The organism is Chryseobacterium salviniae (assembly GCF_035819015.1).
GTDB classification, from domain to species: Bacteria; Bacteroidota; Bacteroidia; order Flavobacteriales; family Weeksellaceae; genus Chryseobacterium; species Chryseobacterium salviniae.
The window spans coordinates 59,644-76,009 of sequence record NZ_JAYLAA010000043.1 but is presented as its reverse complement, the minus strand read 5'-3'; the positions used below and the strand labels follow the sequence as shown (position 1 = coordinate 76,009).

Annotated in this window: 17 protein-coding genes; 8 read left to right on the top strand and 9 right to left on the bottom strand. The window is 32.9% G+C overall.

What is annotated here, in order from left to right:
* Positions 1-23 precede the first annotated feature (23 nt).
* Both SOP96_RS13350 and SOP96_RS13345 read right to left on the bottom strand, forming a co-directional pair.
* The gene (locus tag SOP96_RS13350) at positions 24-1,682 is read right to left on the bottom strand and encodes a DUF6029 family protein (protein ID WP_326321430.1); all 1,659 of its coding nucleotides are present in this window, start codon (positions 1,680-1,682) and stop codon (positions 24-26) included.
* Between the two features lie 9 nt (positions 1,683-1,691).
* A complete protein-coding gene (locus SOP96_RS13345; RefSeq protein ID WP_326321429.1) occupies positions 1,692-2,174 on the bottom strand; it encodes a TlpA family protein disulfide reductase in 483 nt (160 codons plus the stop codon).
* A gap of 202 nt (positions 2,175-2,376) precedes the next feature.
* On the opposite strand from SOP96_RS13345, the gene SOP96_RS13340 reads away from it, so the two are divergent.
* From SOP96_RS13340 to SOP96_RS13305, 8 genes are all read left to right on the top strand, one after another.
* The gene (locus SOP96_RS13340; protein WP_326321428.1) at positions 2,377-3,435 is read left to right on the top strand and encodes an Omp28-related outer membrane protein; all 1,059 of its coding nucleotides are present in this window, start codon (positions 2,377-2,379) and stop codon (positions 3,433-3,435) included.
* Positions 3,436-3,462: 27 nt separating this feature from the next.
* On the top strand, positions 3,463-5,337 hold the full coding sequence (locus tag SOP96_RS13335; protein ID WP_326321427.1) for a T9SS-dependent choice-of-anchor J family protein: 1,875 nt from the start codon (positions 3,463-3,465) through the stop codon (positions 5,335-5,337).
* Positions 5,338-5,404: 67 nt separating this feature from the next.
* Positions 5,405-6,151 (top strand): T9SS type A sorting domain-containing protein, encoded by a 747-nt coding sequence (locus tag SOP96_RS13330; protein WP_326321426.1) that lies wholly within the window; start codon positions 5,405-5,407, stop codon positions 6,149-6,151.
* A gap of 341 nt (positions 6,152-6,492) precedes the next feature.
* A complete protein-coding gene (locus SOP96_RS13325; RefSeq protein WP_326321425.1) occupies positions 6,493-7,086 on the top strand; it encodes a hypothetical protein in 594 nt (197 codons plus the stop codon).
* A 378-nt stretch (positions 7,087-7,464) separates the two neighbouring features.
* Positions 7,465-8,928, top strand: a complete 1,464-nt coding sequence (locus SOP96_RS13320) for a tyrosine-type recombinase/integrase (protein WP_326321424.1) — start codon at positions 7,465-7,467, stop codon at positions 8,926-8,928.
* Positions 8,928-9,428 (top strand): hypothetical protein, encoded by a 501-nt coding sequence (locus SOP96_RS13315; protein ID WP_326321423.1) that lies wholly within the window; start codon positions 8,928-8,930, stop codon positions 9,426-9,428. Before SOP96_RS13320 ends, SOP96_RS13315 begins: the two co-directional genes overlap by 1 nt.
* 186 nt (positions 9,429-9,614) lie before the next feature.
* Positions 9,615-9,878 (top strand): helix-turn-helix domain-containing protein, encoded by a 264-nt coding sequence (locus SOP96_RS13310; protein ID WP_326321422.1) that lies wholly within the window; start codon positions 9,615-9,617, stop codon positions 9,876-9,878.
* A gap of 151 nt (positions 9,879-10,029) precedes the next feature.
* Positions 10,030-11,523: a hypothetical protein gene (locus SOP96_RS13305; protein WP_326321421.1), complete on the top strand. Its 1,494-nt coding sequence runs from the start codon at positions 10,030-10,032 to the stop codon at positions 11,521-11,523.
* Positions 11,524-11,559: 36 nt separating this feature from the next.
* Here the strand turns inward: SOP96_RS13305 and SOP96_RS13300 are convergent, their stop codons facing one another.
* The 7 genes from SOP96_RS13300 to SOP96_RS13270 all read right to left on the bottom strand — a co-directional run bounded on the left by SOP96_RS13300 (position 11,560) and on the right by SOP96_RS13270 (position 16,360).
* Entirely contained in the window at positions 11,560-12,417 is an 858-nt protein-coding gene (locus SOP96_RS13300; protein WP_326321420.1) for a restriction endonuclease, read from the bottom strand.
* Positions 12,418-12,462: 45 nt separating this feature from the next.
* The gene (locus SOP96_RS13295; protein WP_326321419.1) at positions 12,463-13,419 is read right to left on the bottom strand and encodes a hypothetical protein; all 957 of its coding nucleotides are present in this window, start codon (positions 13,417-13,419) and stop codon (positions 12,463-12,465) included.
* A 2-nt stretch (positions 13,420-13,421) separates the two neighbouring features.
* Positions 13,422-14,078 (bottom strand): Fe(II)-2OG oxygenase family protein, encoded by a 657-nt coding sequence (locus SOP96_RS13290; protein ID WP_326321418.1) that lies wholly within the window; start codon positions 14,076-14,078, stop codon positions 13,422-13,424.
* Between the two features lie 81 nt (positions 14,079-14,159).
* Complete coding sequence (locus tag SOP96_RS13285) at positions 14,160-14,408, bottom strand: hypothetical protein (RefSeq protein ID WP_326321417.1); 249 nt, start codon at positions 14,406-14,408, stop codon at positions 14,160-14,162.
* Between the two features lie 17 nt (positions 14,409-14,425).
* On the bottom strand, positions 14,426-14,677 hold the full coding sequence (locus SOP96_RS13280; RefSeq protein ID WP_326321416.1) for a hypothetical protein: 252 nt from the start codon (positions 14,675-14,677) through the stop codon (positions 14,426-14,428).
* Between the two features lie 43 nt (positions 14,678-14,720).
* Positions 14,721-15,176, bottom strand: a complete 456-nt coding sequence (locus SOP96_RS13275; RefSeq protein WP_326321415.1) for a hypothetical protein — start codon at positions 15,174-15,176, stop codon at positions 14,721-14,723.
* Positions 15,176-16,360, bottom strand: a complete 1,185-nt coding sequence (locus tag SOP96_RS13270) for a JAB-like toxin 1 domain-containing protein (protein ID WP_326321414.1) — start codon at positions 16,358-16,360, stop codon at positions 15,176-15,178. The genes SOP96_RS13275 and SOP96_RS13270 overlap by 1 nt, the downstream gene beginning before the upstream one ends.
* Between the last annotated feature and the right edge of the window lie 6 nt (positions 16,361-16,366).

Here is a 16,366-nt window from a genome sequence, read left to right as displayed (position 1 = left end):
ATTTGAGCTGATATAGAAGTCTGTTAATAATTAGCACTTATGCCAAGCGAAAACCCGGCACTTTCCGGCACGAATCTGCATACCCCGCCAACGCATAAAAGCCCGCCGCGCTGTCTGCCGTAAGAGGCCTGGATTCTTGTGCTGTTTTTTCTGAAAACCAATCCTCCTGTATAATAATGAATTTGTTTTTCTTTTTCAGGATTATCATAGTTGTAAAGGTCATTTATAAATATAGACCAATGTTTTTTAAGATTATACTCTGCTAAACCTGCAAGCCAGTTACCATGATAGCCGTCTGCCCATTGGTGTTGTAATTCTATTTTCAGAGAACTTTTGCTGAATTTATAAATATTGTCCAGCACTACTGTTTGAGCTCTTACCTGGCCTGTTGTTTCTTCAGTACGATAGGTGTTATAATATTGATTAATGAAAACTAAAGCTATTTTCCAGTTTTCTTTCAGACGCGTCCTGATGTCTAAGCTCTGATCTGAATAGTATTTTTCACCTAATTTTAAGAATTCTGCTTCATAATCATTTTGATTGTTGATATAAGACCGGTATTTACCTTTTAATCCATACCAGTTGGAGATATTCAAAGATAAATCTGTCCCGTAACTGCCTCCGAAAAATGTTCCTTTTTTTATTTTATAAAAAATATCAAATTGCGAACCTATTTCTCCTGCTTTTTTTTGTGAAAGAAAGGTTAGCTGTGGTTGTGCCTGGTAAACATATATATTGGCTAGGCTATAGTCAAATTGTTTGGTAAGTGCAGGAAGGTAGTTCAGTATTGCATTATTGTAAATGTTGCCAATCTGGTCTCTTTGGGAGTAGAGATTGAAATTTTCCAGCCTTCTAAAATTTGCAATAATTCCAAAATTATTGGTTGAATAAGAAAGATTCATGTAATAAGCATTCCCTGAGAAGATATTATTTGGGTCTAAGGTGGTTACCTGCTTTATATTATCTTTAGTTTTATAGAGGTATTCAAATTCCAATCCAAAATTTTTGTATTCCAATTTCAGGCGGCTGCCATAGACACTGACATTTTTAGGATATGTAGTATTCATTATATTGTCCTCATTTTTGCTGACATAGGTAAAGCCTACACTTGATCTTAATGTTTTCATTTTCATTTTCATTAGAGAATCTAATTTGATTTCAGCATCTAATCCTCCTATAAGTCCATCCGTTAGATCGAATCCGGATCTTTGTTTTCCTAATAAGGTTTTTAATGTTATAATTTGATCAGGGTCCGTATATTTTATTCTTCCTCCTAAAAGTGAATTTGCAATTCCGAGCTGCTTATCTTCCCAAAGACGCAGCGCCAGCCCGCTTCCAAATTGCTCATAAAAATGGCCGATGGTTGCATCTATGCCGGTTTTTTCATTGGAATAATTAATATAATAGGTGCCCAGATTTGTTTTCTTAAAAGCCGGATTATAATTAAGAAGCGCCTCCGGCTCATAAGCTTCTAGCTGTGCCCCAAAGGTTAAGTCTTTTATTTTATAACTGGCGTTCAGGTAATTATTTGTTCTGAATCGTTGAGCTGCGTCTTTTTCTGCAAGTTTTATTTTACTGTCGTCAACATAGTATTGAGAGTTAGATTCCAGATTAACGGTAAGCTGGGAAAAGTTTTTAATACTGAAAAGTAACAGGATTATAATAATTAATTTATTCTGCATCAGGAAAAATCAATTGTTTTTATTACATTCTTCGATTTTTGCAATCAATTCTTCTTCATCTCCTGAAGAGTATCCAACATGAGAATAGACAATTTTACCTTTGTGAACAAGAACTATATATGGAATGCTGTTGATATTTAATGCTCTTTTTAGTGATTGATTGGGATCGAGCAATATGTCATAAGGCCATCCTTTGCTTTTGGTTACGGTTTTCACTTTTGAGGTTGTGCGCGCATCATCGGTAGATATTGCAAACATTTTAAATTTGGCTTTTTTCTTCCAGTCATCATATTTTTCATTAATAGTATTGAGTTCTTCCATACAAGGTAAACACCAGGTAGCCCAAAAGCTCATAACCACAGGTTCGGAAGAATCAATTTTGGAAATGTTTAATTTTTCTCCGGTCAGGCTAAGTAACGAAATATTAGGAACTTGCTGAGAAGAATAAAAATTAAGGCATAGTAAAAGTGCAGCTGCTAGTATTGTCTTCATTTAAAAATTTTATTTTCAAATATACATAGATTTTATTATTAACTATTGAAAAAAAAATTATATTTGCGTAATTATTGTTAATTATTATTTGAAATCTTTGGTTATTTGGTAAAATTAAAAATGTTGTTTTTTAACCATTTGTTTTATTTTACTTATCAAATTTTAGCGAATAGATATTTCAATAAAAAAAATTATTCTAAATATGAAAAAAAGATTAATATTTATTTCCGGCATAATTCTTATCTGTTCGCTTCTCCTTTGCTGTCGGGGAAGTGAGAGCGACGAGGGCAATACAACGGTAACTTATATTTCTATCGCTTCTGAAGGAGGAAGTGAAAAATTGCTGGGGAAAACCTTCACCTTTAAGGTTAAAGATAATCTGGACAATGATGTAACCTCTGAAAGTAAAATATACATTAATAACCAGCTCATAGAGGGGAACGTTTACACTCCCGAGCAAAAGGGAACATACAGTGTGAGAGCTGATTACAACAATCTGCCTATTAACCCGATTTCAATTCATGTAGTTGTAAATGAGGGAATTGCTTTTAAGCACCGAATTCTATATGAAGACTTTACAGGCACGTGGTGCGGATACTGTACAATAGCACTGGCAAGGCATGACAATCTATCTTTACAAACAAAAGATTATGTATTCATGGGCATTCATGGGCCGGAAGGAACTACAGATCCTTGGGCAAATGCTGCCAGTACAGAATTGGAAGTTTTAAAAAATATTTCAGAATGGCCGGGAATGTTTATTAACAGGAATGTTGTCTGGCCGTATGATTCCAATTATACTGATATGTCCCTCCCTCTAAGCATGCTCAAAGCATACAGCAGGATCGGGATAAAAATGAATTCCATGATATCCGGAAGCATCGTAAATATTGAAACAAAAGTTTTCTTTACTGAAAATCTCAACAATCTTAAAATTGCAGCTTTCATCGTGGAAGACGGGTTGATTCATAATCAGAAAAACTATATAGGAACATTATATGGTGGAACGAGTACCATTTATAATTATATCCATCATAATGTTCTTAGAAATAAATTAACAGGTTCTGTTGCCGGAGATCCCATTCCGGATTCACAAACAAAGGCATTAAACGAATATGCAAAAACTTTCCACTATAATATACCGGCCGGTTTTAATACAAATAATTTGAAAGTGATTATTATGGTATTGGACGCAAATGGAGGCGTGCTGAACGTAAGAGAAGAAAAAATAGGAATCAGCAACAATTATGAATTTTTATAAATATTACTAACAAATTAAAATAAATTGATGAAAAAGATTTTATTCCTTTTAAGTATTTTAATATTTGAAATACATCATTCGCAGACCTACTACAGCCAGAATTTCAACACATCCGGCCTTAATGGCTGGACAAGCACAGATCTTGACGGAGATACACACCAATGGAGCAATAATAATTTCTCCACTTCATATACAAGTCTGGGCTCAGGATCACTGGCTTCCTATTCTTATATTGATGCTACAAATAGTGCAGTAACACCTAATAATTTGATAACATCACCACTAATTAACCTCACATCAGTTACTGCTTCCAACGTAAAACTACAATATGATCTGGCTACACATCCCAGCTACCCGTATGAAAAATATTCTGTATATGTAACTACATCTAATGCTCCTGCGGCAGTAACCGCTTCAGCTCCGGTTTTCACAGAAGTAGTTGCATCAGGAGGGCTGCAGAACAGATTAATTGATCTTACACCTTTCATCGGGCAGCAAGTCTATATTTCTTTTAGACATCATGATTGTTACGATCAGTATATGTTAATTTTAGATAATATTACTATAAAGACATTAGCAGATAAAGATGTGGCATTGCAAAATGTATCCTTAGAACGCTACGGAGTAATCAATACCAATTACACCCTTAAAGCTACGGTAAAAAATAATGGCTCTCAAGCCGTTAACAATATTACAATGAACTGGAACGACGGTTTGGCAGACCATATCTCCATCATTTCTTTAACTACTCCTTTAACTACGGGTCAGATAAGAGCTATAAACCATCCGATTTATGTAAATTATCCATCACTTGTGGAAAACAATATAAATGTTAGCATTACACAGGTTAACGGATCAGCAGATGCAACACCGGCAGATAACAGCCTTGTAACAAAATTCAAAACGGTGAGCCAGAATTCACCTAAAAAGGTACTTATAGAAGAAGGTACGGGAACGTGGTGCGGATGGTGTCCAAGAGGAGCAGTTGCCATGAACTATATGAAAAACAATTATCCCGATAATTTTATAGGGATTGCGGTGCATAACAATGACCCTATGCTGGTGCCGGAGTACAATAGTGGTACAGGTATAAACGCTTTTCCGGGAATGAATGTAGACCGATGGTTTTTTAACCAAGATGTATATACCGACGAAATGGTTGATCATGTTAATGCACGAAAAAATCTTGTAGTCCCTGCTGAGCTGAATGCTTCCGGTACTTTAGCCGGAAACTCGCTTACTTTTAATGCGTCAGTAACATTCAGAACATTCTATAATAATGCTAATTTCAGGCTTGCCGCAGTTTTAGTGGAAGATGGTGTAACAGGTACAACAACCGGTTACAGACAGTCAAACTATTATGCAGGCGGTGGAAGCGGAGTAATGGGTGGCTTTGAAAGCTTACCAAATCCCGTTCCTGCATCACAGATGCAATATGATCATGTAGGAAGAATGCTGTTGGGAGGCTATGCAGGCCAGGCTGGTTCTGTACCGTCCATTATTACAGACGGTCAGGTTGTGAATTATACTTTCAATGCAGTCATCCCCTCAACGTACAATACCAGCAAACTAAAAGCTGTATTGCTTCTGTTGGATGCTACTACAGGTGAGGTGGTAAACGCACGATCTTTCATATTGGGAACATTAGGTACAAGTGATATAAAAACCAATGAAAATTATCTTACAATCTATCCTAATCCGGCTAAAGATTACATTAAAGTACAAGCAAATTATAGTGTAGAACTTACAATTTATGATGCTTCAGGAAGGATTGTCATGGAAAAATCCAGAGTGTCTCCAGATACCCCAGTTTCCGTTCAGGGATTAGCAAAAGGAAATTATATTGTTTCTATTAAAGAAAAAAATTCAAATCCTAAAACTCAAAAATTAATCATAGAATAATAAAATAACTACAATCAGGAAGCTCAAATCTTTTTGAGTTTTCCTGATTTCTTAAATGTTTAACCATATGAAAAAAATTATTTTCTTACTGCTGTTTACTTATATGCATTCTTGGAGTTATGGTCAGATGGCGTTGGCAAAAGATGATGGAACCCCAATTGTTGATGGACAAATTTTTACATATAATTCAACAAATGAAAATATTGCCACGCTGCATTATAAAATAAAAAATACATCTGCTTCATCTATAAAAGTCAGGATAAAAATTATGAGTATCCAGAACGCTACAGGAAGCGGCTTTCAATTCTGTTACCTTAATACATGCTTACCGTCTGTGGCGGTAAATGCTATATATCCTTCAAATGCAAGCTCACCGATTACTATTGCTGCAAACTCAGAAACGCCGTCTACCGGATATAATATGTGGAATTCCAATATAGGAAGCGGAACATTTCCTATAGACTATGTTGTAAAATATTATCTTGTAAATAACAGCAATATAGAATATGGAACTCCTGTTACCATTACGTACAGGTATGATCCCAATGCAATTTTATCCGTAAAAGATACACAAAATAGTAAAGAGGGTTTTGCAAGCATTCCTGTCACTCTTGTCAACAGCAGCTTACCCATAGTATCAGAAGAAACTGTATCATACACTTTACATAATATGGAAGGACGTTGCTTATCAACTGGAAATCTAAAAAAAGGAAGTGAAGAAATAAATATTTCTAATTTAAACGCCGGAAACTATTTTGTTACACTTAAAAGCCCTCAGGGAAAAGTTATTGTAAAGAAAATTACTAAACAATAATCTTTAAATAAACTGATAAGTTAAAAATTAAATCTCCTTTAAGCCTGAAGAAAATTTTCTGATGAGGTTCAATAACTTAATGAAATTTACGAAGGACTGCAAACCAGCGAGATAAGATGACCTTTTTTTCGGTCAGATTCTGATTTTACTGCTGCTATTGAGGTCTGTGCGAGTTTTGAGATTATAAAAAGCTTATTAATAACTTTATTTTCGCATGGATAAAAATGACGAATTTTGATCGAATTGATTTGTTTAATTTAACACAAGTGTAACTTGTAAAAATAAAGCCAATTTTTACTGCCTTTTGTTTTTTACTATTTTTATTTAAAAAATTATACATTATGATAAGAAAATTCTTTCCTGTTTTCATTTTATTTAGCTTTTTTACGTACGCACAAGTTGGTATTAATACAAACATGCCTAATGCTACGCTTGAAGTAGTGGGTAAGCCTGCAGTTTCCACTTCTATGGATGGGATTATTCCTCCCAATATTACTGGTGACCAACTGAGATTAAAGACATATTCTGCTCTTCAGACAGGAGCAGTAGTATATGTGACGGCAGCGGATTCGGCACCAGCCGGACAGACCACAGCTGTAACAACTCCGGGCTATTATTTTTTTAGTGGAAGCCGTTGGGTAAAGCTTATTTCTTCAGACGACCGAAAAATAAGAACGTTAAGCAGTGGTACGGTTGCAGCAGATGATTTTACCATACTCGTAACGGGAAACATTTCACTTCCTGCTCCAAATGCATCCAACACAAGCCGAATTTATAATCTCATCAATGAAACAGCGGGTAGTGTTACTGTAAGCGGAACTTTCAGAATTAATGGAGGGAATTTTACCAATTACGTGCTTAATAACAGTGATCTTGGAAGAGGTATTGTAGTGCAGAGTAATGGCTCGGCATGGGTGTTGATTTCGAGGTATTAAAGATTAAGCTAATGTTATAAGTAGCAATGTCTCGATATGTAAACAGAATGGTATGCTGCTTACAGCGGATTAAATAAGTCTCAGTTTCAATACTGGGACTTTTTAATATAATCCAACCTCAGTAGAATAAAATCAGCAAAAAATAAAAAATCGTTAATTATTACAATTAACGATTAATGAATGTAGACCCACAGGGTATGTCATCTTGTACTTATTTATACTTTATTGGATTTATTTATTTTCTTAAAGTGTTTATTAATAGACCTTTTTTATTTTATTGAATGCAAATAAATTCAAATGCATTCAAAAAATAGGGTGACCAAAAAAATGACCATTTTGTGAATTTTTCGTATATTTGTTATACGAAATTTTTTATTCATGGCAAGAGCAAAGAAATATAACAACGAAACAGGAAGCGTTAATTTTAGATTGAAAGAACCTACAAAAGAAATCTCCCGAATAATGGGGCGGTATTCGTTCAAAGATTTGAAAGTAGATTTTTCAACAGGTCTAAAGGTCGCTCCGAGCAGTTGGGATTCAGATTCTAAAACGGTTACTTCTGGCAGCGATAAAAGAGAAATCAATCAGAAACTTGCTAAATTCAAAACATCCATTGTAGACACTCATAAAAGTTTTAATGAGCATTACAACCGTATGCCGACTAAGGACGAATTAAAAACCATTGTAAATAATGCAATGGCAGGAAAACAACTTGTTACTGTACAGAGAAATAAAAAATCTTTTGATGATGTGTTCCAAGAATTTTTGAGATTGATTGAACTTAGAAATAATCGTGCTGAATCATCAGAACAGAAAGCCCTACATAAAACTTATGTTTCGTCTTTCAATGTGATGTATAGGGATTTAAAAGATTTTGCCAATGATAACAATATTTTTCTTGATATTGACAAATTTGATGAGGTACAATGTCTGGAATTTCAAAATTGGTTATTTTATACAGAAAGAGTTAAATCATTAAACACGCTCAAAACCCGAATCAAAAGATTGTCACAAGTGCAAAAACGTGCATTTGAGAAAGGTTACACAGATAACAGAAGTTATTTGCAGGATGAATACAGCGTTAAAGTTCCTCCGAGCTTCCATACGGTTCTGACTGAACCTGAAATCAAAATACTGTATGAACATGATTTTTCCGATGCTCCGAGATTGGAGAGGGTTCGGGATTTGTTTGTTCTTGCCTGTCATACCTCACTCAGATTCGGAGATATTACACGAATTGAGAGCGGTCACATTGACCATAACAGTAAAAAGATGAATATCTTATTGAAGAAAAGTTCAGGAGTAGAAAAGTATAAAATAGTAAATTTTCCATTTTTTGGATTTACAGAAGAAATTTTGAATAAATATAGTAATGATATTCAGAGTATTACCATATCTAACCAAAACACTAATGAGTATCTGAAAGAACTGTTTAGGGCTGTACCTTATTTCAATGAAAAGATAATCACTCGTGAACTTCCTACTAATAAAGGAGTAGTGTTTGATAAAATCAATTTTGCGGATAAAATAGCGTTTCATGATTCACGTAGAAGTTTTTGTACCAACCGTTATATAGAAGGTTGGGACTTGTTGGAGATATGGCAGTACACGGGACATACAGACGAATCTGTTTTCAAAACATACTTTAAACCGACCTTTGAACACGAACAAGTGAGACAAGAGAGCATCAAAGCAAGAAATGAAAAACTGCAAAAGGTTGATTTACAAGCTAAACAGATTGACGACCTACAAAACCAAATGCAGAAAATGAAAGAACTTATTGAGAGTGGAAACATGGAACAGTTGGCAGAAATTATTAGTATTAATAAAAATGTTTCTTAATGCTGAATCTACCTTCTGAAAGCGAGTGCGCTGACCGTCTTAAAGAGCTTGTTTTAGAGCGTGGATTGAGATGTGAATGTAATGACACAAGAGGTTTTTATTGGTTGCAAAAAAAAGCCTGTTTTGAATGTAAAAACAGAGGTTGTAAAGCAACTTTATATCTGAAAGGATTAACCAGAATAAGAGGGAGTAAGCTCCCTTTTCGTATTTGGTTAGGTGCTATATACCTGTATGTGATTGACCAAAACGTAACTGCTACTGAAATGCAGAAAAAATTGGGTCATGGTACATACAGCTCAATGTGGGAGTTGTTAGAAAAAATCAAGAAACTAGACGCTGAAATGCCTGAACTTCAAGAAAGGTACAAGCGTGAAAAAGATACCAATTTGATTCCGAATCACTTATTGGAATTGTCGTGGCTCGGCTTCATGGAGTTATTTATTACTTATGAACCTGCGGAAGTACAGGACGGTATTTGGGATTGGTTAATTGGTTTTTAGGTGTTGTTCCGATATTTTTCAATTTTAACAAATTTTAACTTTTCCTTGAAACTCCCTGATAGATTCGGATTTGATTTTTTGTGAGAGTTATAGTTACGAAAGGATTAAAACGATTTTAATGCTTTTGTTATTCTTTTATGTAGTTTCTAGTTTTGCAGTATTAAATGAGATATAAATACAAGTAAAATGGACTATTTTAAAGAATTTTTCAAAAAAATTGAGGATTTAATTGATGATAAATTAAATCAATTTGAGTGTAAACTGGCAGAAATGTATAAGCCAGAGGGTAAAGATTTAATGACGAGAAAAGAAACAGCGGAATATTTCGGAGTTTCGCTCGGAACATTAAACAATTGGGCAAAAAGCGGGGTATTAGTTCCCATCGAGTTCGGTGGTAGAGTGTATTATACCCGTGATGAAATTCAAGCAAAATTAGGATTGGCTTCTTAACAATCTTTTCTGTTGTGCAGGTGCGGTTTGATTGCGCATAAAAACCCACTGTACACAAATCTCCAAAAATTTAACGATTGAGGTATTAGCCGTAGTAAAGGAACTATGGAGAGCTATTGCTATGCCTTTTTTTAACAAAAAACAAACAAATATGCAACAATATAAAAGCAAAAAATTAAACGGTAAAATTAACGCATCAGCCTTTTATCACGAGGGCTATCAATGGAAAGTTGTACTTCCTACAATCATCGTTAACTATCTTCAGGAAAAAGTGCATGAGCAACCACCATTCAAAGAGTTCAAATGGGATAATGCTCTGTACTTCCTGAGTTTAGTTATCAGTATTCCTGCGTATCAGAAAGACAAAACCTATCTGTGGGGATTTATACCTATGGATTCTCAACGACTAAAGAAAAAAGATTCTAATTACAGTAAATATTTTGAATATTTTGTACAAATTGGTATTTTGCAAGACAAAGGATATTCAAAAGGTCGTACCTGTAAACGCTATCGATACAACTATGAAAACATCAATCTGGAAGGTATAGAATGTCTGGATTTTTCAATTTTTCAAATGACGGATAGGTTTCTGGTCAAAAATCTACTGAAAGAAGTAGTTGATAATGATGACTGTCCGCATCTTTCCAAATGGTTTGACGATGGATTATTTCTTGATTTTGACCGCCTTAGTGAAGATTTATCGTCTGAGTTCTGCTACAATAAGTACAGTTTGAGTTACACCAAATTAAATCAGACAATCGCAAAGGCACATAGTTATTGGTTTACCGCACTGGTGCTGAAAGAACAATGTTATCGTGTATCTCGTAATCCTGATTCAGACAATAGATTACATACGAACTTAACCAATATGCCGTCTAAATTCCGCCCATACCTGACGTATTATGGCGAAAACATTCAAAGTTTGGATATTAAGAACTCACAACCCTATTTTATGGTTTTAGTATTAGAAAGTTGGAGTAATAGTAAGATTATTAAGATTATGAGTAGGGTATTTGGAAGTAGTAATATAGGTACTATCCAGCAGAAATTACAACAAATCACCTCTAGTAAGGCGTTTCAAGAGGAATTTGCACCTTTGAAACAGGCTGTATTGGCAGGCAAATTTTATGAATTTTTGATACCACTTTTCACAGATATTCATCCTGATTATGATGGAGTTTTTAGAAAATCTTTTTATGATTCTGATATAGGTAAAGTAAAAGTATATGAGTTTGAAACCAAACGAGATTTGATGAAAAAACTCACATTGCAGATTTTATACACTCCGCTCAAAAGACCGTCAAATGAATATCTGGTATTCAAACAGCATTTCCCTTTACTATGTGAATGCATTGAAGTTTTTAAGACTACTTCCAGTAAAAAAGATTCATTTAAACTGTTCCCTAAACTTTTGCAACAGGTTGAATCTGATTATGTGATTGACACTATTACGAAACAAATTGCAGAAGTAAATCCTGATATGCCACTTTGGACGATACACGATTCTTTTTGTACTACACAGAGTTGGTTTCCTGTTCTAGAATCTATGGTGCATGAACTGTTTTTAAGCCATTCTCAGGGTATTTCACCAAGTTTAAAACCTGATTTATGGTGCAATAGTGATGAATGCCTAAAAGTGGCTTAAACTTATAAAATTAACCTTGACCAAAAACAGTCAAGGTTAGTTTTTTTGAATATAATATTCGTTTACCCAATTAATGACTTCATTTTTGTCTTTGTACTCTAACAGCAAAGGTGTTTCCTTTTGTTTTTTTATCGCATCTCTTGAAAAATATGAGGTAGTAACAATTAATCCCTTATTAGCTTGTTCAGTGGATAATACTTCCTTAAAACTTCTTACTATTTCAACCCCAATTTTGCGATTTTCAGCATACTTTTTACATTCAACTAAATATTTTATTGGGCTAAAACCGTTTATATATTTCATTGCAAGTATATCATAGCCATTGTCACGTGTTTGTTTTGTTAATTCAATTTCAAAACCTTTATTATATAAAAGTTCTGCAATTAACTGTTCAAATTCTCTAGGATGAAGTTTGTACAATTGTTCATTATTAAGATATATTTCAAAAATGATTTGCTTTATTCTAGTTGTTTCATCTAAAATAATTTGTTTCGTACTTAATTCCTCAATTACATTATTATCAGCAACTTCTGTTTCTTCGTAATCTTTAATTAAGTCCGCAAAATCATACTTGTGATATATAAATGAGTTAGATATTTTTTGGAAATGGTCAAGATTTGAGATTTTGTCGATTTGTTTAATAAAATCTAAATAACTATTATCGTATTTAACTTCAAAGATTTTTGTAAAATTGATAAATTTATTGTCATAGTTAAAACCTTTATTAACTCGTTCTAGATGTTCAGTCCATTGTTTATGTAATGCAACCTGATGCATAGCAGGTTTATTTATATCATTAAGCCAATTCTGCATTTTAAAAATAGTGTCAAGATGCGCTGGTCTAGACATTTTTTCTAAAGAATCAATAAATTTTTGTATTTCATTAAATTTCATATTGTAATTATTCTAGTAATATAAATTCATTTTTTTAGCAATAATTTATTCGTTATTATATTCATCATAACCTCCAAATTCATGAAATTTCTCTGAAATTGCATCATAGTCATCGGGACTAATCAAATTAAAATATTCTTCTGGGCTGTATGTAGTACGTCGTGTATAATGATTAGATAAATTTGCAGCAGTCAAAGCGTTATATCCACTTATTTTTAATTCACATGCAATGCAATGAAACTTTGTAGGAAGAATTGATTGTCTGACAATAATTTCATCAATCTTCGTTTCAATATTTTCTTTACCATAAGGTTCCCCAATTATAGTAGCCAAGCTACCACAAGCTGGACAATTTACTCGATGATAACCTCTATACGCTAATTTATCACTATTGCTTTCAGATTCCTCAGCAAGTTTATCTCTATCCTTTTGATTCTTACTTTCAAAGACTTTTCTGTGAGCAGCTATTGAAGTATGCGTTTTTCCAACAACTTCTTCTTCTACTTCAGACAAAATCAGATTTGCTTCTTTTTCAATATCGTCACCGAATAAAGAATTTAAAGATTCTCCTTGAAATTCGCACAATATTTTACAACATTTATAAAAACCAGCAATCCACAAGGATGTGGGATAATCTTCAAAGGCAGCACTTCCTGTATGTAGTTCTTCATTACGCTGATTAATAATTGCTGAAGAAATTTTTGAATGGTCTTTTGTAAAAGAAGGTATTAAGTTTTGACATAAAAATAATACCTGTGCAGTTATTAAAGATTTCTTTTTACCTGTAGCTGAACCCAAATTAAGGGCATGTAAGAGATTTTGATGTGATGGGTCAGGCTCTGCTAACAATGTCGGGCTTACATGCGCCACTGCTGAACGAGCAAGTAGCTCTAATCCCATAGCGCACCATAATCCAAAAAATGGACTTTCTTTATCTTCGTCAAACCCTTTTTCAAAAAAAAGTTTAGCTTTTGTAAATAATGGTTCTCTTTCCCAACTCATATCTATTTATGTTTAATGTAAATTCTCTTTAAAGTTCTCATTTCATCGTTTTTCAATGATTCTCTACCGTGTAAAACCCTCCAATTATCAAATATGAAAATTTTAGCCTTATCCCATTCAACTTTATTAACGCACAGTAGACTTAATTTTTCATCAAGTATATTCAAAGCTATTTTAGCGCTTTTGTTAATAGGCTTCATACAATTTTTATCAAACCGAAGACAAACATCATTATCTAAGTTATTTATTAAGGATGTATAAAAATTTTCACTTGGAGTTTTCACTATAAAAATAGATTTCTTTAACTCATTTAATTCGGCAACCGTTAGTGTTTTATGAATTTCATCATAGGTAATAAATGTTGTTGCGGTCTCACTTGTTTCTTCACAGCTCATTACAACATACCTTGCGGGTAAATTCCAAAAGGCTGTGTCAGTATGTAACGGAAATTCTTGATGTTCAAAATTATGGCTAAAAGTATTTTTTATTGTATTTATCTTTCTTTTAGGGTTTAAATAATCTATCAATTGACCATTTGGATGATTGACAATATTACCTATTTCCTTTGAAATATTCAGTAAATACTCATCATTGTTTACTGAATAAAATTCTATCCAGCCTTTTAGATTTAATTCATTTAATTGTTGTCTACTAATCATTGTAATTATAACGTTTACAAACAGAATATAAATAACTATTACAAAATTGTATAGTTAACTACTACTTAGATTAATAATCTATTATGACAATTGTGGTATATTAGCAATAAGTTGCAGAAATTTTGAATGTACTTGAACCTCAAATTCACCATTTACCAAGTTCATTACTATTTCTTCCGTAACATAAACAGAATCTTTAAATTCATATATGTTATCAGGTGAAATTCCTCCGTATGATTTAAAAACTTTTAGTATTTCGTCATCATTTCTTAATGTTCCAATTTCTTCTAAAGAGTTTTGGTCGATTATCTTAATTAAACTGATATTCATAGTATTGTCTTTTTATATTATATGTAATCAAATCGGGAATCTTCGTCAAATAGCAAGTATTCGACAGAACTATTATTTTGTCCAACCTTCATAACAATAAATTGATTCGCTGTAAAATGTGCATCTGCTTCTTTTATTATTCTAACAATTTCGTCTTCTTCAACAAAGAAACTTGCTAAATCTCCAATTTCCTTTTTTTCTAATTCTTTGCTTTCTAATAAGTAGTAATGGTTGCTATCCTCAATTCCTTTAATTTTAATTTTTTTCATGGTGAGAGTTTATTTTACTTTAAAACGATTTTCTGTACTATTTTTATGGTCTTATATTTCCTCTGATAGAATCTGAAAATACTAATTTTTTACCTTTGATTTTAAAGATGTATTCTGGATATATAGCATCATTTATTACAAAGTTTTTCATAATATATTTATCTAAATCTTTCTGAATATAATTTTTTATTAAATTTTTTCCAAGTTTGTTATCATCTATGACATAGGTAGCTTTTAAATTTTTATCCTTATAAATTCCATAAGGTTTTTTCTCTTCAAGATTTACTCCGATTGGACTAAGTGAGATAGATACTGTACTATCCTGATAAAAATAAACTTCATAAACATATTTAGAATGCTCTGGAATTTCTTTAAGGGGGAATTTTTTTTGATAATCTATCAAAACATTATATAAATTATCATTTAAATCTGTTTTGCTTTTCTCTTCACATGAAATTATCAAGAAAAGAAAAGAAGCTAATGTTATAATTTTTGTCATTATTTTAAATCTTTACTACTATTAACTTTTCGAAGAAGTTTAATTCCTTGCGGGGTAACATTATAAAGGTTTCCTGACTTTGGGAAATATGTTTGATATTTATAATTTAAAGATTTACCCATTCCGTTTCCATTTCTTACATTGTAATAATCACCAGAAATTTTAGTTCGCCCATTTTGTGATTTGTAACCCATAGAGTTTATTTCTGTGAAACTGCTATCATAAGTGTCTTCACTTGGATGATTATGTATTAATCTCCTTTCACTTCCTTCTGCAACACCAATTTGGTACATACCTGGAGAATTTAATTCTGAATTATATGTTTGAAGTGAAATAAATCTCTTATCATTTATATCAAAATCAGTTAATGAAAATTCAACCTTAGAATTTTTAGCTGAAAAATTAAACAAATTAGTCATATCATTTTGGGTAGAAGTAGTAAACTCCTTTATAGCTTGGTGATAAGAACCTTCTGTGTCAGATTTATTTCCATCCCTAAGATATTGCAACTGTCCTATAATACCTTTTTGTACGGTAACACTTTTGCTTTTATCAACATTCCCTTTTTTATCAGATGCAAATAAAGTATCGGTTGCATCGTTTGTTTTTTCTATAAGTTTTACCTCTCCATTTTTAAGTAATTGAAAGTTATCAAATACTTGTCTTCCATCAGGGTCGATGTATTTTATCGGATTGTTCATAACCATTGTATACGGAGACCAATCTGAATATTCCTCACTCAAAGGGTCAGGTGAAAACCATCTTCCTGCTGTATCTAAGTAAGGTTGTGCATCTGGGTCGCTCAAATCTATTTCTCTAAACTCAATAATCTCTTTGGTCTTTCTGTTAAATCTTACCGAGCCAATACTCACAATAGAATCTTTATCGTGAAACTCTAAATACTTCCCTTTGCTGAGTGTAGCCACTTTTGGATAATAGCCTTGTTTCTTAAAAGGGTTTCCTGCTTCAATATTTTTTCTTCTTCTTTCGGCTTCTTCAGGAGTTAAAATATCTTTTGATTTTAAAACCTCGTCCATATAAGGTCTGTTCCTTTCCTCTTTAGTTAGTTTAACAGGATTTACATAAGGTTTATCTGTTTTGAGTTTAGTTTCGGATTTACTTTTTACTTGTGCATGTGCGAATCCTGTGACAAGTATAAAAGCAGTTAATACAATTCTTTTCATAGTCAT